This window comes from Aeromonas sp. 55A (genome assembly GCF_051919665.1).
GTDB classification, from domain to species: domain Bacteria; phylum Pseudomonadota; class Gammaproteobacteria; order Enterobacterales; family Aeromonadaceae; genus Aeromonas; species Aeromonas veronii.
The window spans coordinates 4,102,641-4,129,377 of record NZ_JBQBEH010000008.1 but is presented as its reverse complement, the minus strand read 5'-3'; the positions used below and the strand labels follow the sequence as shown (position 1 = coordinate 4,129,377).

Below are 26,737 nucleotides of genomic sequence, written 5' to 3'. Positions count from 1 at the left end.
CGTCCGCTTCGGCTACACGGTATCAAGCGCCATCGGGTGGGGCCTGTCACACAAAAAGAAGAAAGCAATGTATGAGCAAACAACTGGACATGACCCCATTGCCGGATCTCTCCCTGAAAACGGGAACAGGCCCGGTGCGTACCCGGCTACCCGTCTGGCGGCCGGCCCTGCCACCCTGCAATCACGCCTGCCCGGCTGGAGAAAATATCCAGGCCTGGCTCTCTTTGGCGCAGGCCGGCCGTTTTGAGGCGGCCTGGCAGACCCTGATCGAAGAGAACCCTTTGCCCGCCATTCATGGCCGGGTCTGTTATCACCCCTGCGAGAGCGCCTGCAATCGCGGGCAGGTGGATGAATCCGTCTCCATCCATGCCATCGAGCGTTTCCTCGGCGACGAGGCGCTGGCCCGTGGCTGGCAGCCTGCGCCACCTGCCCCTGCCAGCGGCAAGAAGGTGCTGGTAATTGGCGCTGGCCCCTCCGGTCTCTCCTGCGCCTGGCACCTCAACCGGCTCGGCCATCAGGTGGAGATCCGCGAAGCGGGGCCGCTTGCTGGCGGCATGCTGCGTTTCGGTATTCCCGCCTACCGTTTGCCCCGCGATGTGCTGGATCGGGAGGTAGCCCGTATCGTGGCGGCCGGAGTGACGCTGACCCTCAACCACAAGGTGGAGGATGTGCTGCGCGAGCGCGACGAGGGGGGCTTTGACGCCGTCTTTATGGCCATCGGCGCCCATCTGGCCAAGCGGGTCGATATTCCGGCCCGGGAAGCGGGCAAGATCCTCGATGCGGTGAGTTTCCTAGAGCAGGCCAGTCTGGCCGAAGAGCAGGGCTTGCCGCCCCCCAAACTGGGACGGCGGGTAGCGATTTATGGGGGTGGCAATACCGCTATGGATGCGGCCCGTACCGCCCGCCGTTTGGGCGTTGAAGAGGCAATGATCATCTACCGCCGCGACCGGGACCATATGCCGGCCCACGCCTTTGAAGCCGACGAGGCCGAGGAGGAGGGGATCAAGATCAACTGGCTGCGCACTATCCGCCAGCTCGATAGCACCAATATCGAAGTGGAGGTGATGGCGCTGGATGCCGAGGGCAAGCCGGTGCCCACCGGCAAGTTTGAAACCCTCGAAGCGGACTCCCTTATTCTGGCGCTGGGCCAAGAGGTGGACTTGAGCGTGCTGGAGAGTATTCCCGGCGTGCGGGTCAACAAGGAGGGGGTCGTACAGGTGGCGGGCAACCTGATGACGGATGTGCCGGGGCTATTTGCGGGCGGCGACATGGTGCCCTCCGAGCGCACCGTTACCATTGCCACCGGCCACGGCAAGAAGGCGGCACGCCATATGGATGCCTGGCTGCGCGGTCGCCACTACCACAAACCGCTCTCCTACCCGCTGGTGGGGCCGGAGCAGTTGCAACTCTGGTTCCAGACCTACGCGCCCGCCAGCAGTCAGCCGGTCAAACCGGCGTGGGCGCGGGATGACTTTGGCGAGATCATCGGCGGGCTGGATGAGGTGGCCGCCCGCTACGAGGCGGCGCGCTGCTACTCCTGCGGCAACTGCTTCGAGTGCGACGGCTGCTATGGCAGTTGCCCCGAGCAGGCCATAGCCAAGCTGGGGCCGGGCAAAGGCTATCAGGTGGATGCCGAGCGCTGCACCGGCTGCGGTGCCTGTCATGATCAGTGCCCTTGTCACGCCATCGAGCTGCGCCAACCGGAGGAGTCCCTATGAAACATGAACTGATCATGGTCGACGGTAACGAAGCCGCGGCCCGGGTGGCCTACCAGCTGAGTGAAGTGTGTGCCATCTACCCCATTACCCCGAGCTCGACTATGGCCGAACTGGCCGATGCTTGGGCGGCAGAGGGGCAGACCAACCTGTGGGGCAACATCCCCACAGTGGTGGAGATGCAGAGTGAAGGGGGGGCGGCCGGCACGGTACACGGCGCCCTGCAGGCGGGGGCGCTCGCCACCACCTTCACCGCCAGCCAGGGGTTGATGCTGATGCTGCCCAACATGTACAAGATCGCCGGTGAGCTGACCTCGGCGGTGTTCCATGTGGCGGCCCGTTCGCTGGCGGCGCAGGGGCTGTCGATTTTTGGCGACCATCAGGACGTGATGGCGGCGCGCAGCACCGGCTTTGCCATGCTCGCCTCCGGCTCGGTGCAGGAGGCGCAGGACCTGGCCTTGGTCGCTCACAGCGTCACCCTGCAGTGCCGGGTGCCCTTTATCCACTTCTTCGACGGCTTTCGTACCTCCCATGAGGTGAACAAGATCACCGCCCTGCATCGGGATGAAATTCGCGCCCTTATCGACAACGACTGGGTACGGGCCCACCGTGCCCGGGCGCTGAACCCGGATCATCCGGTGATGCGCGGCACCGCCCAGAACCCGGATACCTATTTCCAGTCCCGCGAGAGCGTCAACCCCTTCTACGAAGCGGTACCGGCGCGGGTGCAGCAGTGTATGGACAATCTCGGCGAGCTGACCGGTCGCCACTACCGGCTGGTGGAGTATCACGGCGCAACCGATGCCACCGACGTCATCGTGCTGATGGGCTCGGGGGCGGCCACCGCCCGCACCACAGTGGATTGGCTCAACCGGCAGGATCGCAAGACCGGGGTACTGGTCATTCGCCTCTATCGCCCCTTCCCGGTACAGGCGCTGCTCGATGCGTTGCCCGAGAGCGTGCGGCGCATGGCGGTGCTGGATCGCACCAAGGAGCCGGGCGCCGGTGGCGAGCCGCTGCTGCTGGATGTGCAGAGCGCGCTGATCGACGGCTTGCAGCGCGGCCTTATCAAGCGGTTGCCGTGGCTCAGTGGCGGCCGTTACGGCCTCTCCTCCAAAGAGTTCACCCCTGCCATGTGCGCGGCGGTGTTCGAGGAGCTGGCATCAGATGCGCCGCGCCCGCGCTTTACCGTGGGGATCGTCGATGATGTGTCGGGCCTCAGTCTGGCCTGGCACCCCATAGGCGATTTGGAGCCCGCCAGCCGGGTGCGGGCGCTCTTCTTCGGCCTCGGTGCCGACGGCACAGTCGGTGCCAACAAGAACAGCATCAAGATCATCGGCGAGCTGGAGGGGTTCCACGCCCAGGGCTACTTCGTCTACGACTCCAAGAAGTCGGGCTCGCGCACCGTCTCCCACCTGCGCTTTGGCCCCGAGCCCATCGACGCCCCCTGGCTTATCGAGCAGGCGAGCTTTATCGGCTGCCACCAGTGGGGCTTTGTTGAATCGGTCGATCTGCTGGAACACGCCGCAGAAGGGGCGACCCTGCTGCTAAATGCTCCCTATGAGGCGGACAAGGTGTGGGGCCAGCTACCCGAGCGGCTGCGCGCCCGTGTTCGCGCTCTCAATATCCAGCTCTACTGCATCGATGGGGATCGGGTGGCCGAGCAAAACGGCATGGGCAATCGCATCAACACCATTATGCAGACCTGCTTCTTCGCGTTGGCTGGCATCTTGCCGCGGGACGAAGCGATTGCGCTGATCAAGGAGAGCATCGAGAAGAGTTATGCCCGCAAGGGACCCGAGGTGGTGGCGCGCAACTTCGCGGCGGTGGACGATACCCTGGCTCACTTGAGCAAGGTGGCCATCCCGGCCGGTGACGAGCAGATCAGCGACTATCCGTTGCCACTGGCACCGGGTGGCAGCGAGTTTGTCCAGCGGGTCACTGGCGAGATGCTGGCGGGGCGCGGCGATCTTATTCCGGTCTCCATGTTGCCGGTGGATGGCACTTATCCCACCGCCACCAGTCGCTTCGAGAAGCGGGATATCGCCCGCGAGATCCCGATCTGGCACTCGGACATCTGCATCCAGTGTGGCAACTGTGTCTTTGTCTGCCCCCACGCGGCGCTGCGGGCCAAGTTCTACCATCAGGACTGGCTGGCGACCGCCCCCGAGGCGGCCCAGTCGGTGCCCATCACCGCCAAGGGCTTCCCCGATAGCCGCTACACATTGCAGCTCTATCCGGAAGATTGCACCGGCTGCGGTCAGTGTGTGCAGGCCTGTCCGGTGCGGGTCGGGGCCGATGAGGAACACGAGGGCGAGCGTGCCATCACCATGATGGACAAGGCGCCCCATCTGGCTGGCCAGAAACAGGCGCTGCGCTGGTTCGAGAGCCTGCCCTGGCCTGCCCGCGAGCGGGTGGATTTCTCCACGGTGCGCGGTGCCCAGTTCCTCGAACCCTTGTTCGAGTTCTCCGGTGCCTGCGCCGGCTGTGGCGAGACCCCCTATCTCAAGCTGCTGACCCAGCTGTTTGGCGATCGCATGCTGGTGGCCAACGCCACCGGTTGCTCCTCCATCTATGGCGGCAACCTGCCGACCACCCCTTGGGCCAAGAACGGCGAAGGGAAGGGGCCAGCCTGGTCGAACTCCCTGTTTGAGGACAACGCCGAGTTTGGCTTTGGTTTTCGTCTCACCGCCGATCAGCATCACGGTCAAGCGGTGGCGGCCCTCGAAGCGATGAAGGGGGAGCTGGGGGAGGCGCTGGTCGAATCGCTTATCAATGCCCCGCAGCGGCTGGAGTCGGAGATCCGCGCCCAGCGCACCCGGGTGGCGCAAGTGCGGGAGCGGCTGGAAGAGGTGAAATCCGGCAAGGCTCGCGAGCTGCTGTCGCTTATCGATCAGCTGGTACGCCGCTCGGTCTGGATCATCGGCGGCGATGGCTGGGCCTATGACATCGGCTCATCGGGGCTCGATCATGTGCTCGCCTCCGGGCGCGATGTGAACGTGCTGGTGATGGATACCGAGGTCTACTCCAACACCGGCGGCCAGATGTCGAAATCGACCCCGCTCGGTGCCGTCGCCAAGTTCGCGGCAGGGGGCAAGACGCTGGCCAAGAAGGATGTGGCGTTGCAGGCCATCTCCTACGGCAACGTCTATGTTGCCCGCATCGCCTTCGGGGCCAACCCGCAGCAGGCGCTGCAGGCCTTGCGTGAGGCCGAAGCCTATCCGGGCCCGTCGCTTATCATCGCCTACAGCCACTGTATCGCCCACGGCATCGATATGGAGTTTGGTCTGACCCAGCAAAAACGGGCCGTGGCCTCCGGTCACTGGCCGCTGATGCGCTACAACCCGGTATTGCGCAGATCGGGGCAGAACCCTTTCAGTCTCGACAGCCTGCGCCCCTCCATCCCCCTCGCTGAATACCGCCAGGAGGAGACCCGTTATCGGGTGCTGGCCCAGAGCCATCCGGAGGAGGCCGAGCGGCTGATGCTGGTAGCGCAAAAAGTGGCGTGGCAGAAGTGGGCCACCTACGAGGAGATGGCCACCCGCGAAGCCAGCCATTTCCATCCGCCGGTGTGAGGATAGGGTGAGTGAAATATAACCAAGCGGGCTATTGGCCCGCTTTTTATTAGCAGGTCATGGATGCCTATTTCTGCAATCTGATCACCATCATAATATGTGTAGTGAAGAAAGGTGTTGATATGTTGGAAGAAGCTGGGCAGGATTCTTTTAATAAAATCTAATGGCTTTGTTTTATGTGGTTAATTCAATACTGGAAAAGAGGTTGGTATGCAAAACACTTATACGCTATATGTTGCGACTGCTGCATTAGCCGCAGCATGGCTTACTGCTGCGTTTGCTTTTTTCTCTCAATTAAATTCCAAGCATTCAAAAATATCTGATTTTAGACAGGATTGGATAAACAATTTACGCGCTGAAGTTTCTAACTTTATTAGCAACTTTAATAAATGTGTATTTCTTCAGAAAAAAAGAGACAGAAGCAGAGATCAGAATGAGGAAGTCATGAGAAAGGAGTTAGATCAGCAGTTTTACGATACGTATGGATTGTTGTTGCAGAATAAAATTATGATTCATTTAAGACTTAACAAGAATGACTCTGACAAAAGATTGAAAAAGTTGAATTGCGAATTGTTAAAGTCACTGGATGATGCTGTGTTAGCGTTGAACGAAAATAGATGTCCGAATCATGACATCATGAATGATAAAATAATTAACCCTGCTGGGGATATATTGAAATTGGAGTGGTGTAGAGTTAAGAGAGGTGAGGTTGGATTTATTGTCACATATATTATGTGTTCTTTGATTTTAATCTTAGGTGTTGTTGGTTTGGCCGCAATTTACCGAACGTTACCACAAGTATTTTATTGAAAGCATAGGGCCGTTTGCATTCAACTTCTAATGGGAGGTTGAACAACGAAGTAAAAGTAGGCATTGGCTTTTTAAGTTCAGTAGAGAGGCTTTCCTTTTATGCTGTGGCAGGTAAGCTGCGGGGCAAATAGCGTTAAGCAGGAGTAAGGGACGATGACAGAACAACATTTCGCCGGGACGATCGGCATTCTGGGGGCGGGGTGGCTGGGGTTGCCGCTGGCGCGGGCTCTGCTGGCGGCAGGCAAGCAGGTAGCGGTGACGGTCAGCAGCGCCGAGAAGGCGGCACGTCTGCAGGGAGAGGGGATCAACGCCCATCCGCTGACGATTTCTGCCCATATGTCGGATGCGTGGCCCATCCCCTGCGAATCGTTGGTTATCTGCGTACCGCCCAGCAAGACCGATGACTATCCGCAGGCGGTGGCAAGGGCCTGCGCGTTGGCCAAAGCGAATGGCACCCGGCGGGTGCTGTTTGTCAGCGCCACCTCGGTATGGGGCGCAGGACAGCAGGAGGGGGAAGAGCCCCAACCCCGCCATGCCCGTGGCGAGCGGATGCTGGCGGCGGAGCGGGCGGTGCTGGCGGCCGGTTTCGAGACGGTGATGATAGTGCGTCCCTCCGGCCTTTATGGCCCGGATCGCCATCCCGGCCGTTTCCTGGCGGGCAAGACTCTCGATGGCGGCGCCCAGTCGGTCAATCTGGTCCATCTGGACGATGTGGTGGCGGCCTGCATCTTGCTGCTGGAGCGGGGCAAGGACGGAGATGTCTTCAACCTGAGCGCGCCGGTGCATCCGCGCCGCGAGCAGTTCTACCCCTTTGCGGCGCGTCAGCAGGGGCTGCCCGTGCCGGTCTTTATCGAGCCTGCCGGTGAATTTCAGCCCATCGACGGTCAGCTGATTTGTCAGCAGATGGGATTCAACTATCGCTGGCCCGATCCGGCCCACTGGTTTGCCGAGCTCGCTGCCTCGGGTAATTGAGGTTTGCCAAGGGGGTGATCGCCCCCTATCATGCCGCCATCCATGAGAGAGAGGCGGTAATGATGGTAGATACAAAACGTCACCCCGATGGGGAGTTGTTGCTGAGAACCCTGGCAATGCCAGCCGATACCAACCCCAATGGCGACATCTTTGGTGGCTGGATCATGTCCCAGATGGATATAGGTGGGGGCATTATGGCCAAGGAGCTGGCAAAAGGACGTATTTGTACCGTATCCGTCGAAGGCATGACCTTCCACAGTCCGGTCAAGGTGGGTGATGTGGTCTGCTGCTACGGCCGCTGCATGAAGATCGGCCGCAGCTCCATGAAGCTCAAGCTGGAGGTGTGGGTCAAGCCGGTACTGCGGGAAAACGACGCCCAGCGCTACTGCGTGACCGAGGGGATCTTCACCTATGTCGCCATCGACGAACAGGGCAAATCCCGCCCGGTTCCGGTGAGTGCCTGATTAAATCAGCCGGGCATTGATGATGGATATTTCCTGCTCAAGCCCGGTTTTTTGCCGTATCATGCGTTCCAGCATCTCTTCCGAGCCCACATATTGCAGGGTGTCGAACAGGCAGAGATCGCATTGAGGGTCCCGTCTTATCTGATAGACGGTGGACAGCTCCACTTGATGACAATTTCCTTGTTGATCATAAAACGTCACGTTGTACCGAAGTTCTTTCGCCATGAGACAAGGTCCTTCTGGTTGGGTGGAACAGGGACTATCAGCTTAGTCGGCGTGGATGACGTTTGTGATGGTCGCAACAAAAAGCAAAGGCGGGCGGTTGTTAGCCAATGAAAAATAGTTATCGCATTCTTGGCACCTCCCTGCTGACCCTGGGGTTGGTAGGTTGTTTTGAGGTGCCGGATCAGAACCATCTGGTCACAGCTCAAGGGATTGTGCCGGGACTCGACTGCCAGCGTCCGCCGCTGGTAGCGTTGGCGACCACGGCGCTGCCCCGTGAATTCGGGGTGACGGTGTGGAATCTCTACAAGGGCCAGCGCAAAAACTGGCGCGAAGGGATGGACAGTTATGCCAAGGGGCAGGATCTGGTGCTGCTGCAAGAGTCGGCCACTCGTCCCGATATGCTCGACTGGCTGCGCGCCGGTGATTTCCATTGGCAACAGCTGCAAGCCTTCACCCAGGGCGGCGTGTCGTTCGGGGTGATGACGGTGGCCAAGACCCCGCAGGCGTTCGTCTGTGGCGTGCGCTCTCCCGAGCCCTTGCTGCGCATTCCCAAATCCGGGCTGGTGAGCCTCTATCCGCTGCAGGGCGATCCTGATGGCGTCATGGTCATCAATATCCATGCGGTCAACTTCGAGCTGGGGATGGCTACCTTCCGCGAGCAGCTCAACGATTTGACTGCCTTGGTGCGTCGCCATCAGGGGCCGGTTATTCTGGCCGGTGATTTCAACACTTGGAGCGACAAGCGCCAGTTCTGGTTAAGCAAACTGGTGGACGAGCTGGGGCTGCAAGAGGCCGTGCCGGTGCCTGACTTGCGCCGCACCGCCTTCGGTCGCCCGCTGGATCACCTCTACTACCGCAATCTGGACCTGGTCGAGGTGAGTTCACCGGCCACCGACAGCTCGGATCACAACCCCATCATTGCGCGCTTTGCCGCCCAGTCTGTGACTCCCTGACCCCAGTCTGTGACTTCCTGACAAGGGATGGTGCGAGTTCCGCTAATAAAAAAATCCGGCGCCTGATGGCGCCGGATTTTTTTACGCTCTGGCGGTCAACCCGAACCCGCTAGGGATGACCCGCTGGAATTACTGGTAGAGACCCAGATTCGCTTTGGCGTAGGCTTCGAAATCGGTGCAGCCACCGATGTGCTGCTCGTCCAGGAAGATCTGCGGCACGGTGTTGACCGGCTTGCCGGCGCTCTTGGCCAGATCTTCTTTGGTGATCCCTTCGGCATGGATATCCACGTAGCGGAATTTGAAGTCATCGCGCTGTTCGGTCAGCTGCTCGGCGATCTGTACGGCACGGACACAGTAGGGGCAACCCGGGCGACCAAAAATCACTGCAAACATATTTTCTCTCCGTTTTTTAAGCCGTTTATGTATGGCCGTTGAAATGAGGCAGGCAACAGCATAGCCCTGCCTCGTGGCGACTTGAAGCCGAAATTATCGATACCGTGATTCGAGTGGGCCTATTGGCTCAGCTCTCATCGGCGATCTGGATCGGCTGCTGCTGATAGATGCTCTCCAGCACCCCCTTCTCGAATACGGTCCAGGGCCACGGCGCCTTGCTGGCACGGTAGCGCTCATGGGTGGCCGGATCTTGGGACAGGCCGCGCTGGAACATCACGAACGCCTTGCGCTGGCCGCCTGCCGTGTCGATAAAGCCTACCAGATTGGAGGTGCCGGTGATGGTGCCGGTCTTGGCATGTACCTTGTTCTTCATCATGGGGGCGGTGACGCTTCGCCGCCACGCCAGGGTGCCATCCACCTGGGAGCTTGGCAGCAGCTTGATCAGGCCAAGCTCGGCATCATTTTTCTGGATGAAGTTCAGCACCGACATCATCTGACGGGCGCTGATGAGATTGTGAGCGGAGAGACCGGAGCCGTCTGCCAGGGTGGCATTGCCCAGATCGATGCCGTTCTTGGTCAGGATGGCGCGCACCGCCATGGTGCCGCTGCGATAGCTGCCCGGCTTGTTGTAGTAGTGACGGCCCACGGTTTTGAGGAAGGTATCGGCGTAGAGGTTGTCCGATTTCTTCAGCATCTTGGCGAGCATTACCGGCAGGGAGACCGAGTAGTGGGTGCCGAGGGTCTCTGCCCCTTCCGGGGCCTTGTGGGTGACCCGCAGCAGGCCATCATGCTTGATACCGGCACGGTTCATCGCCCAGCGGATGTTGTCCCAGCCCCAGGCTTCCACGTCGTGAATGGCGAAACGCAGACCCTGCGGCTCCTTGTTCGGAGTAATGCAGCCCTTGAGCTCGTAGAAGTTGCCCTTGGCCATGTCCACTTCCAGTGCGCAGAACTGGCGTGCCATATCGCCATAGCTCATCACCTCCACGTTGTCGGCACCGATGCCGATGGGCACGCCGGTGGCCACGTTGCCGACCGCTGGTTTGCCAATCTGGGTGGCAGTGATGGTGCCGTAGGCGCAGTTCTTGTCGATGATGACCGAGGAGACGGGCGCGGCGAAGCAGAGGGTCTGATCCCCCCACGACCAGCCGTTACCGCGTTCGTAGCCGTTGTAGGCGCCGGTGTTGACGTAGACATTCCCCTTGATGCTGGTGACGCCGAGCTGCTTGAACAGGGCCAGCAGATCCATGCGGGAGAGGGTGGGGTCGCCGACGAAGTTGATCCAGATATCGCCGTTGATGGTGTCACCCTGTTTGGCACCGGGTTGGGCCTGAATGTCGGTGGCGAAGCGGAAGTCGGCACCCAGCTCGAGGCGGGCCGCCAGCGCGGTGAGCACCTTCATGGTGGAAGCTGGAGCGATCATTTGATCCGCGTGGCGGGCGAACTCGACGCCGTTATTGCCCTGCACCATGATGGCGTACTGGCCACCCTGAGGGGGCGTCAGCGGGGCGGCATGAGCCGCCAGAGAAGAAAAGAGAGCACAAAAACCAATCAACAGCCGCTGCATAACATCCTCTAACGTGACGAAGGGCCCGGCAGTGGTGCCGACCCTGATAATTCAACCAGCCGATGCGGGATCGACGGGATAACGCAATTCATGCCATGTATGCCGGTCGCCATCATGCCAGCGAGTTGGCGGTACGATAGCGACCCTCATAATCAAAAATTTTCTCTTTTATCTGCCAGAAGCGACCCGATTTGCGGGCGATGACAAAATCCGGATGACGGAACTGGCTTTGCGCGGCCAGCACGCTCGCCAGGGTGGCAAATTCAGGCTCCAGCCCCGGGGCGGGCCAATGATGACGCACAAAGTGCTGTTGAAACAAGCGCCGTGCGCCCGGGGAGTGAAATCCGAAGTATTCACTGAGGGTCAGCCCATCCTCATCGTGGTAGGTCACCTCCAGCCGCTCCCCCTGTTTGCCGCGCCCTGCGGTGAGGGTTAGCCCCGCACAGCGGATCACCATGCAATCCTTGAGATTGAGCGCCTCTTTGAGCTTGTCGTCAGGGTCGACCAGCAGCTGATCGCAGCTCTGGCAGCGGCGGGCGGCGATGTCATTCTCCGCACCGCAGCCGGGGCAGATCTTGGCGCGAAAGCGGTAGTCGCACTCCTCGCGGTTGCCCTCGTCATCTTCAAACAGCCCCTGACAGCGGCGGCCGTAGTGCTCGATCACCTTGCCATCCTCGTCGGTTTTTCCCCAGAAGGTGTTGGCAAAACCGCAGGCGGGGCAGGGCACTTGCACCGGTTCGGTGCCGGCGTGGGGGCGAGGCTCCCCCACTTCGGGGGCGAACAGGTTGAAGTTGTTGCCCGCATAGTCGAGTACCAGACAATCCTCCTTGCCCGGCGAGAGGCGCAGGCCCCGCCCCACGATCTGCTGATAGAGGGAGACCGACTCGGTGGGTCTGAGCATCACGATAAGATCGACGTGGGGGGCGTCGAAGCCGGTGGTGAGCACCGCCACGTTGACCAGAAACTTGAGCTCGCGCGCCTTGAAGGCGTTGATGAGGGCATCGCGCTCCGGCCCCGGCGTTTCGCCGGTAATAAGGGCTGCCTGCTGGCCTCTGGCGCCCAGCAGGCCGTGAATTTCACGGGCATGCTCGACGGTGGCGGCAAAGATCATCACCCCCTGCCGGTCGGCGGCATACTCCAGCACCTGACTCAGGATATGGGGTGTAACCCGCTGCTGGCGCTTGAGCTCGCCGTTGAGATCCGCCTCGCTAAAGAGGCCGTTCTCCCGCGGCACCAACTTGCTGAAGTCGTAGTGGACGATGGGGGCATCCACCATGCGTGGCGGCGTCAGGTAGCCGTTTTTGACCATAAAGCGTAGCGGCAGCTCGAACACGCAGTCGCCGAACAGCCGCTCGCCGTGGCTCTTGACCATGCCGTGGTAGTGGCGCCGGTAGATCCAGCCCAGCCCCAGCCTATAGGGGGTGGCGGTGAGGCCGAGGATCTTGAGGGCCGGATTGGCGGCCTTGAGGTGGTCGATCACCTGATGGTACTGGCTGTCATCATCGAGCGAGACCCGATGGCACTCATCGATGATCAGCAGCGAAAAGGCGCTGTCGAAGGCATCCAGATTGCGGGCAACCGACTGTACCGAGCCAAACACCACCTGAGCGCTCGCCTCCTTGCGATCCAGACCGGCGGCGAAGATGTCGGCCTTGAGCCCCCACGCCTCGTACTTGGCGTGGTTTTGCTCCACCAGCTCCTTGACGTGGGCCAGCACCAGCACCCGACCGCGCGCCTTGCGGGCCAGCTCGGCAATCACCAGACTCTTGCCGGCCCCGGTGGGCAGCACCACCACGGCGGGATCCGGGTGTTTGCGAAAGTGGCTGATCACGGCGTTGACGGCGTCGGTCTGATAGGGTCTGAGAACGAACATGGGGGCGTGGCGTTTGGGCATGGTGCGGCGCAGGGTGGCGCCATTATAGGGTGCTTGCCGTCACAAAAACAGCGGGCCGGCATGATGCCGGCCCGTTGAATACATTGCGTGCTTAGTGAAAGGGGAAGAGGTAGTTCATCCAGCTTGCCATGCGCAGCAGCACTTTGCGCATTACAGAAACATGGTGGAAATACTCGGTATAGACGGCGGCCTGGCCGCTGGCACCGGCAATCACCTGATACTTAGCCCACTCGGGGTCGGTGATGGAGATGAGCACCGGCATGCGGCCCGGGCGGATAGCGCTGGTCTGATCCAGCAGCATGGCGTTGGCCTGCACGTTGCCGGCGGCGATGGCCGGGATCACGGCGGTTACCTTGCCCTTGAAGATCTTGCCGGGGATACCGTCAATCACCACTTCGGCCTCGTCACCCACCGCCAGACGCTGCATGCTGTTCTGCCAGAACCAGCCAACATAGGCAGTCTCATCTTTGTGGATGAAGGTCATCACCGGACGGTACATAAACGGGGTGGCGATCATGCCTGGACGCAGGGCAAGCTGCACCACATGGCCATCGCTCGGGGCATAGACCACGGTCTGGGCCAGCTGGTATTTGGCTTCATCGAGCTGGGCCTGCAGATCTTCCAGCGTGGCGCGTTGCTGATCCATCTGGGCGGCGATCTCGTCTACGCTCGCCTGAGTCACGTCGAGGTCACGCTGCTTGCCGACGCCACGGCGCATCAGGTCACTGGCGCGATCTCTGTCCAGTTTGGCGGAGCGTAGTCTGGCGTCAATGGACTTGAGTTGATCCTTGTTGGCATCAAGTCGGGCGCTCAGGCTCTCCACTTTCAGTCTGAAAGGCTCGTCATCGAGGCGAAACAGCACATCGCCCTTCTTCACCGGCTGGTTGGCTTGCACCGGTACCTCGACTACCCGGCCCTTGACCAGAGGTACGATAGGGGTGGAGAGGTAGTAGTTGCGCGCCATCTCGGAGTAGGGGTGGTTGTAGTTCATCAGCATGATGAGGGTGCCGATGAGCACCACACCACCCAGCGCGGCAGTCGGAACAGTCCACTTGTTGAGCGGGATGCGGAAGATTTTGAAAATGGCTACACAGAGTGCCGTATAGGTCAGGATCAGTAGCAGGTCCATGATTTATCCCTGTTGCTCTTGCTGTTCGATATGGTTGAGACGGCCCTTCAGTTCAGCCAGCTCTTCTCTGAGGGCCGCGATATCATCTTCATCTTTTTGCAGGCGCTGGTTAAAGCCCCAGCCGCGATCGGGGCGATAGATGGTTGCCCAGATCCAGAGGAAAGGCCACAACACATGCAGCGTAAACAGGCTGACCCAGCCGGCAACATGGATGGCATCCTGATGGGGATGATTCCGATGTTTGGCGATTTCGTAAGGAATATCGTGGATCACGATGATTCCGTAGAAGATGACCAGCGCGACAAAGACGAGCAGGCCAAGGGCAAAGTAATCAAGGAACATGTATAACCTCCACTGGCTTTAAGCACAGCTTTATCATTGATTCATATATTCGGGAAAGCAATTTAAAATCACATATTTATCGTCAGGTCGCACGGAATCTTAAGGGCTTGTGCTGTATAGGAGCTTAAGGGAATAACGAGTTGTTTTATTGGTTTTTTTGTCAATTTAAAAGGGGCCTTTTGGCCCCTTTTTTACCACATCAAGTCAGACATCACCCTTCACTGGGATTGCTAACCAATGGTTGGCGGAACTTCATCAGGAAGGCCACGGTAATGGCTGCCGTTGCCGTCAGGCCGATAATGGTGGAGGTCCCCATCTCCAGCCCGAACCCGATGGGGGCGTTGGCCAGATAGGTGATCACGACAGCAGTCATGAACATGGCGGGAATGGTGCAGATCCAGTGCAGCTTGCCCTCTTTGATGAGGTAGGCAGCCGCAGCCCACAGCATGATGACGGCGGTGGTCTGGTTGGCCCAGCCGAAGTAGCGCCAGATCACCCCGAATTCAGCCTTGGAGATGATGAAGCCAAGGATAAACATGGGGATGGCGATCAGCAGACGCTTGGCCAGCGGCTTCTGGGTCATCTTCAGGAAGTCCGCCACGATCAGGCGAGCACTGCGAAACGCGGTGTCACCAGAGGTGATGGGCAGGATCACCACGCCGAGGATGGCCAGAATGCCGCCCACGGTGCCGAGCAGGCTGGTGGAGACTTCGTGCACCACGGCTGCCGGACCGCCGTTGGCCATGGTAGCGTTGAGCGCTTCGGTGCTGTCGTAGAAGGAGAGACCCAGGGTGCACCAGATAAGGGCGATGATCCCTTCACCGATCATTGCACCGTAGAAAATGAAGCGGCCGGATTTTTCGTTCTGCATGCAGCGCGCCATCAGCGGTGACTGGGTGGCGTGGAAGCCTGATACCGCGCCACAGGCGATGGTGATGAAGAGAAGCGGCCACAGTGGCAGTTCGGTCGGGTGCAGGTTGGAGAAGTCCATCCCGGTATTGTAGAAGCCTTTGCCGGAGGCGATCAGGCCAACGATGAGGCCGACCGACATGAAGACCAGCAGGGCGCCGAAGATGGGGTAGAAGCGGCCGATGATCTTGTCGATGGGGACTATGGTCGCGAGGATGTAGTAGGCAAAGATTGCCACGATCCAGTAGACCAGATCGGTGGAGGTGAGGTTGGCGAGCAGCCCTGCCGGGCTCAGCACGAATACCACGCCCACCAGCATCAGCAGCACCACGGCAAACAGGTTCATGAAGTGCTTGGCGGCGGTGCCCAGATGCTCACCGACCACGGTTGGCACCGAGGCTCCCTTGGCGCGCACCGACAGCATGCCGGAGAAGTAGTCATGTACCGCACCGGCGAAGATGCAGCCAAAGACGATCCAGAGCATGGCGACGGGGCCGTAGAGGGCACCCAGGATGGGGCCGAAGATGGGGCCGACACCTGCGATGTTGAGCAGTTGAACCAGATAGACTTTCTTGTCCGACATCGGGACATAGTCCACCCCGTCAGCCATGGTGATGGCGGGGGTTTTCAGCTCGGGTTTCGGGCTGAATATCCGTTCGATGAATTTGCCGTATATGAAGTAGCCGGCCACAAGTAAGCCGACACAGAGGAAGAACCAGATCATTGCTACGCTCCTGCATTGTTATTTTTTAGTGTGCAGAGCGAGTCTAAAACGGTTGCGCTTGACTGGCAGGTGAAACTCCCCGAGCGGCGCTTTGGCGCGCCGAGCGGTCGGCGGCTGTGATCAGGCGCACACTCCGCGGCTCAGTCCAGCCCCAGCTGATCTTTGAGCTCCTTGAGATAGCGACGACTGACTGGCACCCGGGCGCCGCTCGGGGTGACAATCTCTGCCAGCTGGTTATCCAGCAGCCGGATCTCGAAGATGGCGTTGGGGGAGACCAGATACTGGCGGTGACAGCGCAGCAGCGGGCTCTTTTCTTCCAGCGATTTGAGGGTGAGCTGGGTGTGGAACAGCTCGCCCTGACAGGCCACATGGACCCCGCCCAGATCGGAGAAGGCATATTCCACCTGCGCGATGGGCAGCAACCTGACCCGATTGTGCAGATAGCCCGGAATATGTTCGATAGTCGGGGCCAGCCGCTCGATGGGCTGCGGGGAGATATCCTGCTTGAGGCGAGCGAGGGTCTTGGCGAGCCGGGCGGGCTCCACCGGCTTGAGCAGGTAGTCGAAGGCGTTCTCTTCAAAGGCCTGAATGGCATATTCGTCAAAGGCGGTGACAAAGACGATGCGGGGCAGGGGGTCGAGCATGGCGACCAGCTCCATGCCGCTCAGCTTGGGCATCTGGATATCGAGGAACACCACGTCGGGCTTGAGGCGCTGAATAAGCGGCAGCGCCTCGATGGCGTTGGCCGCTTCCCCCACGATCTCGATGGCAGGATCGCAGGCCAGCTGCTGCCTCAGCTCTTCGCGGGCATAGTGTTCGTCATCGACTATCAGAGTGCGGATCATGGTTGCTCCTTGGGGATGGTGAACGACACCCGGGTCCACTGTTCCGGCTCGCACGCAATAGTCACGCCATAGCGCTCGCCAAAGGCGCTTTTCAGTCGCCGGTCTACGATGGTCATGCCCAGACCGTCGCCAGCGGGATGTGCTTGCCAGGTGCCTGCATTATCTTCCACATGGATGGTGACGCTGGTGGGATGCTCATCGGTCCAGAGGTGAATACGCCCCTGCTCCAGCAGAGTCGAGATGCCGTGCTTGATGGCATTCTCGATCAACGGTTGCAGGGTGAAGCTGGGCAGTCGCAGTGTGGCCAGATGGGGCGGGATCTCGTTTATCACCGTCAGCCGATCGCCAAAACGGGCCAGCTCGATCTCCAGATAGGATTGGCAGTGCTCCTGCTCCTCCTGCAGAGTCGCAAGGCCGCTCTGGCGTTTGAGGTTCTTGCGAAAGAACAGCGACAGATGCAGCAGCAGATCCCGCGCCTTGTCCGGATCGCGCCGGGTGATGGCACTGATGGTGTTGAGGGTGTTGAACAGAAAGTGGGGGTTGATCTGGGCTTGGATCAGCTTGAGTTCGGACTGCACCAGCAGCCGCTGATGCTGCTCCAGCCGACCGGCCAGCAACTGCTGTGACAGCAGGTTGGCAATCCCTTCCCCCAGGGTGTGGTTGATCTTGAGAAACAGCCGCTTCTTCGGCTCGTAGAGCTTGATGGTGCCGATCACCCCCTTGTCCCCCTGCAGCGGGATCACCAGCACCGAGCCCAGCTGGCAGGCGGAGGAGAGGCTGCACCGATAGGGCTGGCTGTTGCCATCGGCAAACAGCACCTTGTTCTGGGCGATGGCCTGCATGGTGATGGCTGACGCGATGGGGGTGCCCGGCAGATGGTGATCTTCGCCGGTGCCGATAAAGGCGAGGATCTGCTCGGTGTCCGTGATGGCGACCGCCCCAACGCCGGTCTCCTCCTGAATGATGCGGGCAATCTTGTTGCTTGCCTGTGGGGTAAAGCCCTGACTCATGATCCCCACTGTACGGTTGGCGATATTGAGCGCCTTGGCGGAGAAGACCCGGGAGAACTTCTCATACATCCGCTGCTGGTCGCGGATCATGCTGATAAAGAGCGCCGCGCCACAGGAGTTGGCCAGAATCATCGGGGTGGCGATGGTGCGTACCAACAGCAGGGATTTGTCGAACGGGGTCGCCACCAGCAGGATGATGACCATCTGCATGATCTCGGCATAGAGAGTGGTAAAGAAGGCGATGCGTGGTTCAAACAGGGCATCCGTTCGCCCCGAGCGCATCAGTCGCCAGTGCACTATGCCCCCGAGCAACCCCTCGCAGGTGGTGGAGATGGCGCAGGCGAGATCGGTAAATCCCCCCAGCGTATAGCGGTGCAGACCGCCGGTCAGCCCCACCAGAAAGCCCACCAGCGGTCCCCCCAATAATCCCCCCAAGACGGCGCCGACCGCCCGGGTGTTGGCGATGGCATCGTCGATATCGAGGCCCACATAGGTTCCGAGGATGCAAAAACATGAAAATATTATGTATATCAGTACCTTGTGAGGAATCCTCACTGAATAGTTGGCAAGCGGGCGAAGCAGCGGGCTTTTCGAGAAGAGATAGGCGATCACCAGGCTGACGCTCATCTGCTGTAACAAAGAGAGAACCAACTGCATAAAAAACGCGCCTCATCAGCCAGCCTAAAAAACAACCAGCCCGTGAATAAGTGTGATCAAGATCTTGTTCGGTTGGCCCTGCGGGTCGCAACGGACCGCCAGTTTGCCAGAACAAATGGATAAAACTACATTAAATCAGCATGTTAAATTGATATTTGTGTAAGAGGCGACAGATTGCTATTGATGGATAGAGCATGAATGTATCCGTCGGATACGCCACATGGAAGTGGCATGCTCCGCCCGGCCCCCTGGCTGGGCGTTTTTTATACATGATCAGATGGCAACCTGTTGGTGGGGATTCGTGCAATTATTCCGGTTTGTCCAATGAGTTATCCCCAGCTTCTGGGGATAACTCAGAATGCAAAGTAGTAACAGAAGCGGCGGGTCAGATTGAAGAACTGCCGCTGTCCCTCATCCAGCTCCTCCTGTTTGATAAAGGCACTGATGGTGCGTTCATCTTCCCGCAGATCGATCATGGCGACCGCTTCCGGCCGCTGGGCCTTGATATAGGGCAGGATCTTCGGCTTGAGGGGCATGGTGGGTTCGGTAGAGAGTACCAGCGCAATGCTCTCGTCGGAGAGTTTCACCAGGGATCCCGGCGGGTAGACCCCCAGCACCTTGACCAGCAACTTGACCAGATTCTGGTCGAACTTCTTCTGGGATAACTTGTAGAGCTGGCTGATGGCCTGACTCGGTGCCGCCGGCGTGCCGCTGTTGCGGGGATGAAGCAGCTCGTCGTAGAAGTCGACCAGTCCGATCAGCCGCGCCAGCGGCGGGATCTCCCCCCCTTGATCCCCAGCGGATAACCGCTACCGTCGAGCCGTTCGTGGTGCAGATGGGCTACCTGACGAATTTTGGGCTCAAAGGCATTGAGTTGGTTCAGCATGTCAAATCCGTACTGGGGATGCATCTTGAGGAAGTTCTGCTCGGCCTTGTTTAGCTCACCACGCTTTTGGGTGATCTGGCTGGGAATTTTCAGTTCGCCGATGTCGTGGATAAGTCCCGCAAGCCCGGTCTCTTCCAGCTCGATGGGATTCATCCCCAGTTCGCGCGCCATCAACATGGCAATGAAAGCCACATTGAGACTGTGCTGCAGCAGGACATCGGTGTGGGGACTGCGGATCAGGTGGAGCCCGAGGGGGCCCTCGTGCTGACTGAGGGTGAAGGCGGCATTGCGGACGATCTGTGCGGTGTTGGCCAGCCCTTCATCCGGTTTGAGGTTGAGTGCCCCGAGCGCATCGCGTAGCTCGCTCATGGATTGGCCAAAGGCCTTGTCGGCGGCGCGCATGGAGCGGCGAAAGGCCTTTTCGTCAAAGGGGGGCGGGCCGGCATCAATCAGGGACTCCAGCTCTTCGAGATCGGGCCCGGCATCGGGGATATCGCCACGCAACAGTGGCTCGATAGGCAGATCGCTCTTGTCGGGGTCGACCATCAGCAGGGTGAGATCAAGATGACGGAGAATGTCGAGTTGCTGCTGATCCTTGATCTTGAAGGTATTGAACATAAACGGGTGGTTAGTCCATCCCGTGGGGAGATGGATATAGTGGCCTACTCTCAATTGCTCTATCGAGGCTTGGATCAGTGCCATCGGTTAACCTGCATTTCATGAATGCCTACTCAACAAGCTAGCAAAATCCGATGGATAGACAACTAAAAATCCATTTCGGGGCAGCGGAGCACCCCGTGCTGTGATGGGGCGCACGAGCGCCGTGCTTCTCTTCTTAATTCGCGCTTAAGTTTTACTTCCTACGCTGGCCCCGTCGTTTTTGTTGGCTTGGCCGGCCCGCTGCACTGCAGGCCGGTATGTAGGAGTTGTTTATGCGTGTAACTCTCGGTGTACTGCAAACCAATCTGTTGCTGGTGCTCTTTTTCGCCCTGGTACTGAACTGGCCAATCTTTTTGCATTTCTATACGGTGCTCAGCGCCCTGACCCATGTCAAAGCCGGATTTGCCATCTCGATCCCGCTGGTGCTGATCGCGGCGCTCAATGCCGTGTTTATTCCCTTCACGTTCCGGTTTGTGCTCAAGCCCTTTTTTACTGTGCTCATTCTGACTGGCTCCATCGTAAGTTACGCCATGCTCAAATACGGCGTCATCTTCGATGCCGGCATGATCCAGAACATAGTGGAGACCAACAGTGGTGAGGCGGGGGCCTATTTGAATGGCTCGGTTGCGCTCTGGTTTCTGCTGACCGGGCTGCTGCCTGTTCTGGTGCTCTGGTCACTGCGGATCCGCTATCCGGCTCGCTGGTATCAGGGGTTGGCGTTGCGGGCAGGTGTATTGGCTATCTCTCTGCTGTTTATCGGGGGCGTCGCGGCACTTTACTATCAGGATTACGCCTCGGTCGGTCGCAACAACAAGTCGCTGGCCAAAGAGATTGTGCCTGCCAACTATGTGCACGGCCTCTACAAATATGGGCGGGATGTGCTGTTTGCCACGCCGCTCCCCTACCAGCATCTGGGGACCGATGCCAGGGTGGTGGCCCGGGGAAGCAAGCCGACTTTGATGTTCCTGGTGGTGGGGGAGACGGCGCGCAGCCAGAACTACTCCCTTAACGGGTATGGCAAGGCGACCAACAGCTTTACGGCAAAAGAGCAGGGAGTGGTGTCGTTCAGGGATGTGCGCTCCTGCGGTACAGCAACCGCCGTTTCGGTGCCCTGCATGTTCTCCAACCTCACGCGCCGTGGCTACGATGACCAGCTTGCCAGCTCCCGTGACGGCCTGCTCGATGTGCTGCAACATGCCGGAGTCTCGGTATTGTGGAAAGAGAACGATGGCGGCTGCAAAGGGGTGTGCCGCAATGTGCCGACCATCGAGATCCTTCCCAAGTCCTATCCTGCGCTCTGTCAGGGGGAGTCTTGCTATGACGAGGTGCTGCTGGAGGGGCTGGATCAGCAGATTGCCGAGATGAAGGGCAACAAGCTGGTGGCTTTTCACCTGATGGGCAGCCATGGCCCGACCTATTTCCGTCGTTACCCTGCCAGCGAGCGCGTCTTTATGCCGGACTGCCCGCGCAGCGACATTGAAAACTGCAGCAACGAAGAGCTGGTCAATACCTATGACAACACCATCCGCTACACCGACAAAGTGGTGGGGCTGCTGATCGACAAGCTCAAGTCGCTGGAGAGCCAGTATGATGTGGGACTGGTCTATCTCTCCGATCACGGTGAATCCCTCGGGGCCATGGGGCTCTATCTGCATGGCACGCCATACAAGTTTGCGCCGGATGATCAGACACGGGTGCCGCTGCTGACCTGGTTCTCGCCTCAGTTACAGGCCGATCGCCAGCTTGATATGGGTTGCCTGGCGGCGGAGGCGAGCAGCCAGCGCTTCTCCCATGACAACCTCTTTCACTCCATGCTGGGGATCATGGATGTGCAGACGAGTGTTTACGACAACAAGCTGGATCTGTTCAAGCCATGTCGTGCGGGCTAAATCGCCAGCAAGCACACAATAGAAAACGGCAGCCAGTGGCTGCCGTTTGGTTATCTCGCAAGATCAGTGTCTTACTTCTGCTCCATGATGATCTGCAGCAGATCTCCCTCCAGCAGGGCGCGCTTGACCAGTGCAAAGCCGCCATAGGTCGGCTGGTTCTGGAAGCGGGCTTTCACGATGGGCAGGCCACGGTGGAAGCTCGGCAGGGATTGATGCTCGACGCAGCGACGGATGGCCGGGAAGAGGATCTCTTCGGCGGCGGTGATTTCACCGGCGATCAGCACCTTCTGCGGGTTGAACAGGTTGACCGTAATAGCCACCGCCCGTCCCAGATGCTCACCCACGTTCTCGATGACGCTGCGGGCCAGTTCATCGCCCGCCAGCGCCGCCTTGCACACCTCCTGAATGGTGATGTGCTTCTCCTGCAGCGCGCTCTGATGACCGCGGCTGATGAGCTCCTTCACCTTGTCGATGATCGCTTCGTTGGAGGCGATGGTTTCGAGGCAGCCGAAGTTGCCACAGTGACAGCGCTTGCCGAGCGGTTCGACCTGGATATGGCCGATCTCGCCGACGTTGCGGTTCTGGCCGAGGAACACCTGACCCTTGGTGATGATCCCCGAGCCCGTCCCCTGGTGGACGCTCACCAGAATGGAGTCCATGCAGTCGCGGGACTCGCCGAAGAAGTGTTCGGCTAACGCCAGCGAGCGGGTGTCGTTGCCCACGTAGCAGGGGAGGTTGAAGTGGTTCTCAAGCAGCTTCGCCAGTCCCAGATTGCGGATGTGGTACTTGGGGGTGTAGATGACCATGCCGGATTCCGGGTTGACCAGACCCGGCATGGTCAGCGCGATGCTGATGAGGTTGCGACAACGTTCGCGGTTGGCATCGATAAAGGCGCCAATCTCACGCAGCAGCATGTCGACCACGGGTTGCTGGTCGATCTCGGTCACCTGAATGACGTGCTGGTCGAGCTCCTTGCCATCGAGGTCATAGAGACTCAGTTGCAGGTAGCCGCGGCCCAGCTTGGCAGAGACAAACTGAAAGCGATGTTTGATGGTGGTCAGGGAGATGGCACGCCGCCCGCCGGTTGAGGCTTGCGGAGAGGTCTCCTTGATCAGGCCATGCTCGATCAGTTGCCGGGTTATTTTGGTCACGCTGGCCGGGGCCAGCTGACTCAACTCGGCAATCTTGACCCGGGAGATGGGGCCTTGCAGGTCGATGAGCCGATACACGGCTGCACTGTTGACCTGCTTGATAAGATCTACGTTTGCTATTTGTCCGCCAGTCATGATGTCACTGTTGTGTGTAGTGTCCGTTAACCACGGTCCCACGGACCGTGAAGTCCTGATCGAAGACAGTGAGGTTGGCTACTTTACCGACCTGGATACTACCGAGACATGAGTCCCATCCAATGGCGCGAGCGGGGTAGAGGCTGGCCATTCTCAGTGCTTCATCGAGCGGTAATCCGACCTGCTTGACCAGATTTTCCACCCCCTCAATCATGGTGAGGGAGGAACCGCCGAGTGTACCATTCTCGTCGACACACTGACCATCGCGTAAAAAGACGGTGGTGCCACAAAAATCAAATTTCTCAAAGCCTTCCGGCGCTCCGGCTGCTGCGGTGGCATCGGTGACCAGCACCAGTCGCTCCCCCAGCGCCTTGTGAGCAAGACGCACGTTGGCCCAGTGCACATGGTGGCCATCGACGATGATGCCCGCGTAGACATCCTTGCGATCATAGATGGCGCCCACGACGCCCGGTTCGCGACCGTTGAGGGTCGGGGTCATGGCGTTGTAGAGGTGGGTCGCAAAGCGAATACCGTTATCGAACCCGGCCATGGCCTGATCGTAACTGGCGGCAGTGTGACCGGCCGAGACCAGAATGCCCGCTTCCACCAGACGGCGGATATGGGCCGGTTCGTTGCGCTCCGGAGCCAGGGTGATTTTGGTGATGGCATCCGCGTTGGCGCAGAAGAAGTCGATCATCTCGTCCGCTGGCTGGCGAATTTGCGCGGCAGGGTGGATCCCCTTGCGCTTGAGGTTGGTGTAAGGCCCTTCCAGATGGACGCCCAGCACCTCGTTGGGGTGTGCAGCCATGTAGTCACGGGTCACCGCAACGGCCTGCTTCATGTCGGCATCCGGACTGGTGATCAGGGTCGGCAGGAAGCTGGTGGTTCCGGATTTGAGGTTAGCCGCCTGCATGGTCGCCAGGGTTTCGGTGGTGATGTCGGTGTTGAACATCACACCGCCACAGCCGTTGAGCTGCACGTCGATAAAACCGGCGGTCAGGTTGGCGCCTTTGAGGTCAATCTGCTCGATGCCCGCAGGCAGCTCGGCCAGGTGAGAGATGGCGACAATCTTGTCGCCCTCGATAAGCACCCCGTAGCCGGTCAGCACGCAGCTGCCGGTGTAGAGGGTGCAGTTGGTCAATGCGTACATGACGACTCCTTACAGACGGCCGATGTTGGCGGCTTCCAGTTGCTGGAAGTAGCGAACGGTCTTGACCTTGAGCTCCATGGTGGAGGGCTCGTCGCACACCATCATTCCCTTCGGATGCAGTTGCAGGGTGGAGATGGTCCACATGTGGTTGACGCTGCCTTCCACTGCGGCCTGCAGGGCCAGTGCCTTGCCGTGGCCGGTCACCAGGATCATGATCTCTTCCGCATCCATCAGGGTGCCGACACCCACAGTCAGGGCCAGTTTGGGCACCTGCTCCATATCGCCACCGAAGAAGCGGGAGTTGGCGATACGGGTATCTTCGGTCAGGGTCTTGACCCGGGTGCGGGAGGAGAGGGAAGAAGCCGGCTCGTTGAATGCGATGTGGCCGTCGTTACCCACGCCACCCATGAACAGGTGGATCTTGCCGTAGGACTTGATCTTGTCTTCATAGCGCTTGCACTCGGCCACCAGATCCTCGGCATTGCCGTTGAGGATGTTGATGTTCTCGGGACGAATGTCGATGTGGCTGAAGAAGTTGTTGTGCATGAAGCTGTGGTAGCTCTCCGGGTGATCTTCCGGCAGGCCGACGTATTCGTCCATGTTGAAGGTGACCACGTTCTGGAAGCTCACTTCACCGGCTTTGTGCAACTCGATCAGGCGCTTGTAGGTGTTGAGCGGGGTGCCACCGGTGGGCAGGCCCAGTACGAACGGGCGATCGCTGGTCGGCTTGAACGCGTTGATGCGGTCAACAATGTAACGAGCAGACCACAGGCCTACTTGGCTGGCAGATTTCAACGGGATCAGGCGCATATGGGATACCTCTGTGTCGGGTTGCGACCGGTTTGGCGGTGGCAATTGGCTAAGACGGATTCAAGTTGTTTTATAGCGTAAATAAAGATTGCGAACTAAGCCACATCTATCCACCACCTTTATCTTGTTTGGGTGATAACGATCACGATTATCGGTTTATTAATTTGCGCAGCGAAATAAAAGCCCTAGACTGCCAATCAAGCCTTGTTGGCTTATGCGTCAAACGTGATAAGCACTTAATTTCTAGAAAAACATTAACTAAGGAGAGGAACCGTGAACATTCTCGGTTATTTGCAAAAGATCGGCCGTGCCCTGATGGTGCCGGTAGCGGTATTGCCTGCCGCCGCGATCCTGATGGGGGTTGGCTACTGGATTGACCCGAATGGTTGGGGTGGTGACAGTGCGCTGGCTGCCTTCCTGATTAAAGCGGGCGCAGCCATTATCGATAACATGTCCGTACTGTTCGCAGTCGGTGTTGCTTACGGTATGTCCAAGGATAAAGACGGTTCTGCTGCTCTGGCAGGTCTGGTCGGCTTCCTGGTCGTTACCACCCTGCTGAGCCCGGGCGCTGTGGCCCAGATCAAGAGCATCCCGGTGGAGCAGGTTCCTGCCGCGTTTGCCAAGATCAGCAACCAGTTCGTGGGTATCCTGTGTGGTGTTATCGCCGCTGAGCTGTACAACCGCTTCAGCAGCGTCGAACTGCACAAGGCACTCTCCTTCTTCTCCGGTCGTCGTCTGGTACCGATCGTAACCTCCGTGGTGATGATCGTCGTATCTTTCATCCTGATGGCCGTATGGCCGGCAATCTACGGTGGTCTGGTCTCCTTCGGTGAGTCCATCGTGAGCCTGGGCTCAACCGGTGCCGGTATCTACGCCTTCTTCAACCGTCTGCTGATCCCGATCGGTCTGCACCACGCCCTGAACTCCGTGTTCTGGTTCAACGTGGCCGGTATCAACGACATCCCGAACTTCCTGGGTGGTCAGGCTACCATCGATGCCGCTCTGGCCGCTGGCAAGAGCCTGGAGCAGGTGAAAGGCGTGGTCGGTATGTACCAGGCTGGCTTCTTCCCCATCATGATGTTCGGTCTGCCGGGTGCCGCTCTGGCCATCTACCACTCCGCCAAGAAAGAGAACAAAGAGAAAGTTGCCTCCATCATGATCGCAGCTGCCTTTGCCTCCTTCTTCACCGGTGTAACCGAGCCGCTCGAGTTCTCCTTCATGTTCGTGGCGCCGGTACTGTATGTCATCCACGCCGTACTGACCGGTATCTCCGTGTTCATCGCTGCCTCCATGCAGTGGATGGCCGGTTTCGGTTTCAGTGCCGGTCTGGTGGATATGGTGCTCTCCAGCCGTAACCCGCTGGCGACCAACTGGTACATGCTGATCCCTCAGGGTCTGGTCTTCTTCGGCCTCTACTACACAGTGTTCCGCGTAGTGATTGCCAAGCTGAACCTGAAAACCCCGGGTCGTGAAGATGACGAAGATACTGCTCCGGCTGCCGCTCAATCTACCAACCGTACCGAGCTGGCCAAGCAATACCTGGAAGTGCTGGGTGGTCAAGAGAACCTGGTCTCCATCGATGCCTGCATCACCCGTCTGCGTCTGACTCTGAAAGACCGCAGCATCGTCGATGAGCGCAAGCTGAAAGCCCTGGGTGCTGCCGGTGTGGTCAAACTCGGTGAGCAGAACCTGCAGGTGATTCTGGGCCCATTGGCCGAAATCATCGCCGGTGAGATGAAAGCCCTGCGTTAATCGAGCGACTCGCTCACCTCAAGTCTAAGTCCATTGTTGACATAACTAAGGGCCCCGCTCAGGGGCCCTATATAAAAAAGCCAAGAAAATCCAACCTTTACTTCAAATGAGAGCAGCAGT

The 26,737-nt window shown here is 59.1% G+C and carries 20 protein-coding genes and 1 pseudogene; 8 read left to right on the top strand and 13 right to left on the bottom strand.

Going from position 1 to position 26,737, the window contains the following annotated elements; translation table 11 throughout:
- Positions 1-71 precede the first annotated feature (71 nt).
- From ACTG2G_RS22895 to yciA, 5 genes are all read left to right on the top strand, one after another.
- Positions 72-1,718: an NAD(P)-binding protein gene (locus ACTG2G_RS22895; RefSeq protein WP_257124646.1), complete on the top strand. Its 1,647-nt coding sequence runs from the start codon at positions 72-74 to the stop codon at positions 1,716-1,718.
- Entirely contained in the window at positions 1,715-5,290 is a 3,576-nt protein-coding gene (gene nifJ, locus ACTG2G_RS22890; protein WP_439985865.1) for a pyruvate:ferredoxin (flavodoxin) oxidoreductase, read from the top strand. The genes ACTG2G_RS22895 and nifJ overlap by 4 nt, the downstream gene beginning before the upstream one ends.
- A gap of 210 nt (positions 5,291-5,500) precedes the next feature.
- Positions 5,501-6,100, top strand: a complete 600-nt coding sequence (locus ACTG2G_RS22885; RefSeq protein WP_257697734.1) for a hypothetical protein — start codon at positions 5,501-5,503, stop codon at positions 6,098-6,100.
- A 153-nt stretch (positions 6,101-6,253) separates the two neighbouring features.
- The gene (locus ACTG2G_RS22880; RefSeq protein ID WP_439985864.1) at positions 6,254-7,072 is read left to right on the top strand and encodes an NAD-dependent epimerase/dehydratase family protein; all 819 of its coding nucleotides are present in this window, start codon (positions 6,254-6,256) and stop codon (positions 7,070-7,072) included.
- A 59-nt stretch (positions 7,073-7,131) separates the two neighbouring features.
- Positions 7,132-7,536, top strand: coding sequence for an acyl-CoA thioester hydrolase YciA (gene yciA / locus ACTG2G_RS22875; protein ID WP_005337875.1), 405 nt, complete (start codon positions 7,132-7,134; stop codon positions 7,534-7,536).
- On the opposite strand, the gene ACTG2G_RS22870 is transcribed toward yciA, so the two are convergent.
- Positions 7,537-7,761: a hypothetical protein gene (locus ACTG2G_RS22870; RefSeq protein ID WP_005344394.1), complete on the bottom strand. Its 225-nt coding sequence runs from the start codon at positions 7,759-7,761 to the stop codon at positions 7,537-7,539.
- A gap of 107 nt (positions 7,762-7,868) precedes the next feature.
- On the opposite strand from ACTG2G_RS22870, the gene ACTG2G_RS22865 reads away from it, so the two are divergent.
- Positions 7,869-8,714: an endonuclease/exonuclease/phosphatase family protein gene (locus ACTG2G_RS22865; RefSeq protein ID WP_216979116.1), complete on the top strand. Its 846-nt coding sequence runs from the start codon at positions 7,869-7,871 to the stop codon at positions 8,712-8,714.
- A gap of 129 nt (positions 8,715-8,843) precedes the next feature.
- On the opposite strand, the gene ACTG2G_RS22860 is transcribed toward ACTG2G_RS22865, so the two are convergent.
- The 9 genes and pseudogenes from ACTG2G_RS22860 to ACTG2G_RS22820 all read right to left on the bottom strand — a co-directional run bounded on the left by ACTG2G_RS22860 (position 8,844) and on the right by ACTG2G_RS22820 (position 19,772).
- The gene (locus ACTG2G_RS22860; RefSeq protein WP_223849348.1) at positions 8,844-9,140 is read right to left on the bottom strand and encodes a GrxA family glutaredoxin; all 297 of its coding nucleotides are present in this window, start codon (positions 9,138-9,140) and stop codon (positions 8,844-8,846) included.
- A 94-nt stretch (positions 9,141-9,234) separates the two neighbouring features.
- On the bottom strand, positions 9,235-10,674 hold the full coding sequence (gene dacB / locus ACTG2G_RS22855) for a D-alanyl-D-alanine carboxypeptidase/D-alanyl-D-alanine endopeptidase (protein WP_005350510.1): 1,440 nt from the start codon (positions 10,672-10,674) through the stop codon (positions 9,235-9,237).
- Between the two features lie 112 nt (positions 10,675-10,786).
- Complete coding sequence (locus tag ACTG2G_RS22850; protein ID WP_439985925.1) at positions 10,787-12,547, bottom strand: DEAD/DEAH box helicase; 1,761 nt, start codon at positions 12,545-12,547, stop codon at positions 10,787-10,789.
- Between the two features lie 112 nt (positions 12,548-12,659).
- Positions 12,660-13,697, bottom strand: coding sequence for an HlyD family secretion protein (locus ACTG2G_RS22845; RefSeq protein ID WP_019445440.1), 1,038 nt, complete (start codon positions 13,695-13,697; stop codon positions 12,660-12,662).
- 3 nt (positions 13,698-13,700) lie between these two features.
- Positions 13,701-14,039, bottom strand: a complete 339-nt coding sequence (locus ACTG2G_RS22840) for a DUF3302 domain-containing protein (protein ID WP_005344404.1) — start codon at positions 14,037-14,039, stop codon at positions 13,701-13,703.
- A gap of 211 nt (positions 14,040-14,250) precedes the next feature.
- Positions 14,251-15,672: a carbon starvation CstA family protein gene (locus ACTG2G_RS22835; protein WP_019445441.1), complete on the bottom strand. Its 1,422-nt coding sequence runs from the start codon at positions 15,670-15,672 to the stop codon at positions 14,251-14,253.
- 140 nt (positions 15,673-15,812) lie between these two features.
- Positions 15,813-16,517, bottom strand: a complete 705-nt coding sequence (gene btsR / locus ACTG2G_RS22830) for a two-component system response regulator BtsR (RefSeq protein ID WP_005350523.1) — start codon at positions 16,515-16,517, stop codon at positions 15,813-15,815.
- Positions 16,514-18,184 carry a LytS/YhcK type 5TM receptor domain-containing protein gene (locus tag ACTG2G_RS22825; protein WP_421386315.1) on the bottom strand — a complete coding sequence of 557 codons (1,671 nt, stop codon included), beginning with the start codon at positions 18,182-18,184 and terminating at the stop codon, positions 16,514-16,516. The genes btsR and ACTG2G_RS22825 overlap by 4 nt, the downstream gene beginning before the upstream one ends.
- 353 nt (positions 18,185-18,537) lie before the next feature.
- Positions 18,538-19,772: pseudogene (locus ACTG2G_RS22820) on the bottom strand (HD-GYP domain-containing protein).
- A 230-nt stretch (positions 19,773-20,002) separates the two neighbouring features.
- Here ACTG2G_RS22820 and ACTG2G_RS22815 point away from each other — a divergent pair.
- A complete protein-coding gene (locus ACTG2G_RS22815) occupies positions 20,003-21,619 on the top strand; it encodes a phosphoethanolamine transferase (protein WP_270660480.1) in 1,617 nt (538 codons plus the stop codon).
- A gap of 71 nt (positions 21,620-21,690) precedes the next feature.
- Here the strand turns inward: ACTG2G_RS22815 and nagC are convergent, their stop codons facing one another.
- Genes nagC through nagB form a run of 3 tightly spaced genes read right to left on the bottom strand, consistent with a single transcriptional unit; the run spans position 21,691 to position 24,865 of the window.
- Positions 21,691-22,905, bottom strand: a complete 1,215-nt coding sequence (gene nagC / locus ACTG2G_RS22810; RefSeq protein ID WP_257124651.1) for a DNA-binding transcriptional regulator NagC — start codon at positions 22,903-22,905, stop codon at positions 21,691-21,693.
- 4 nt (positions 22,906-22,909) lie between these two features.
- Positions 22,910-24,055 (bottom strand): N-acetylglucosamine-6-phosphate deacetylase, encoded by a 1,146-nt coding sequence (gene nagA, locus ACTG2G_RS22805; RefSeq protein ID WP_421386316.1) that lies wholly within the window; start codon positions 24,053-24,055, stop codon positions 22,910-22,912.
- A gap of 9 nt (positions 24,056-24,064) precedes the next feature.
- Complete coding sequence (gene nagB / locus ACTG2G_RS22800) at positions 24,065-24,865, bottom strand: glucosamine-6-phosphate deaminase (protein ID WP_005334308.1); 801 nt, start codon at positions 24,863-24,865, stop codon at positions 24,065-24,067.
- 273 nt (positions 24,866-25,138) lie between these two features.
- On the opposite strand from nagB, the gene nagE reads away from it, so the two are divergent.
- Positions 25,139-26,617: an N-acetylglucosamine-specific PTS transporter subunit IIBC gene (gene nagE / locus ACTG2G_RS22795; RefSeq protein WP_021231106.1), complete on the top strand. Its 1,479-nt coding sequence runs from the start codon at positions 25,139-25,141 to the stop codon at positions 26,615-26,617.
- Positions 26,618-26,737 lie beyond the last annotated feature (120 nt).

Coding starts and splice junctions, on each gene's coding strand:
- ACTG2G_RS22895 (WP_257124646.1), top strand. CDS start 72: ATGAGCAAACAACTGGACATGACCCCATTGCCGGATCTCTCCCTGAAA.
- nifJ (WP_439985865.1), top strand. CDS start 1,715: ATGAAACATGAACTGATCATGGTCGACGGTAACGAAGCCGCGGCCCGG.
- ACTG2G_RS22885 (WP_257697734.1), top strand. CDS start 5,501: ATGCAAAACACTTATACGCTATATGTTGCGACTGCTGCATTAGCCGCA.
- ACTG2G_RS22880 (WP_439985864.1), top strand. CDS start 6,254: ATGACAGAACAACATTTCGCCGGGACGATCGGCATTCTGGGGGCGGGG.
- yciA (WP_005337875.1), top strand. CDS start 7,132: ATGATGGTAGATACAAAACGTCACCCCGATGGGGAGTTGTTGCTGAGA.
- ACTG2G_RS22870 (WP_005344394.1), bottom strand. CDS start 7,761: ATGGCGAAAGAACTTCGGTACAACGTGACGTTTTATGATCAACAAGGA.
- ACTG2G_RS22865 (WP_216979116.1), top strand. CDS start 7,869: ATGAAAAATAGTTATCGCATTCTTGGCACCTCCCTGCTGACCCTGGGG.
- dacB (WP_005350510.1), bottom strand. CDS start 10,674: ATGCAGCGGCTGTTGATTGGTTTTTGTGCTCTCTTTTCTTCTCTGGCG.
- ACTG2G_RS22850 (WP_439985925.1), bottom strand. CDS start 12,547: ATGTTCGTTCTCAGACCCTATCAGACCGACGCCGTCAACGCCGTGATC.
- ACTG2G_RS22845 (WP_019445440.1), bottom strand. CDS start 13,697: ATGGACCTGCTACTGATCCTGACCTATACGGCACTCTGTGTAGCCATT.
- ACTG2G_RS22840 (WP_005344404.1), bottom strand. CDS start 14,039: ATGTTCCTTGATTACTTTGCCCTTGGCCTGCTCGTCTTTGTCGCGCTG.
- ACTG2G_RS22835 (WP_019445441.1), bottom strand. CDS start 15,672: ATGATCTGGTTCTTCCTCTGTGTCGGCTTACTTGTGGCCGGCTACTTC.
- btsR (WP_005350523.1), bottom strand. CDS start 16,517: ATGATCCGCACTCTGATAGTCGATGACGAACACTATGCCCGCGAAGAG.
- ACTG2G_RS22825 (WP_421386315.1), bottom strand. CDS start 18,184: ATGCAGTTGGTTCTCTCTTTGTTACAGCAGATGAGCGTCAGCCTGGTG.
- ACTG2G_RS22815 (WP_270660480.1), top strand. CDS start 20,003: ATGCGTGTAACTCTCGGTGTACTGCAAACCAATCTGTTGCTGGTGCTC.
- nagC (WP_257124651.1), bottom strand. CDS start 22,905: ATGACTGGCGGACAAATAGCAAACGTAGATCTTATCAAGCAGGTCAAC.
- nagA (WP_421386316.1), bottom strand. CDS start 24,055: ATGTACGCATTGACCAACTGCACCCTCTACACCGGCAGCTGCGTGCTG.
- nagB (WP_005334308.1), bottom strand. CDS start 24,865: ATGCGCCTGATCCCGTTGAAATCTGCCAGCCAAGTAGGCCTGTGGTCT.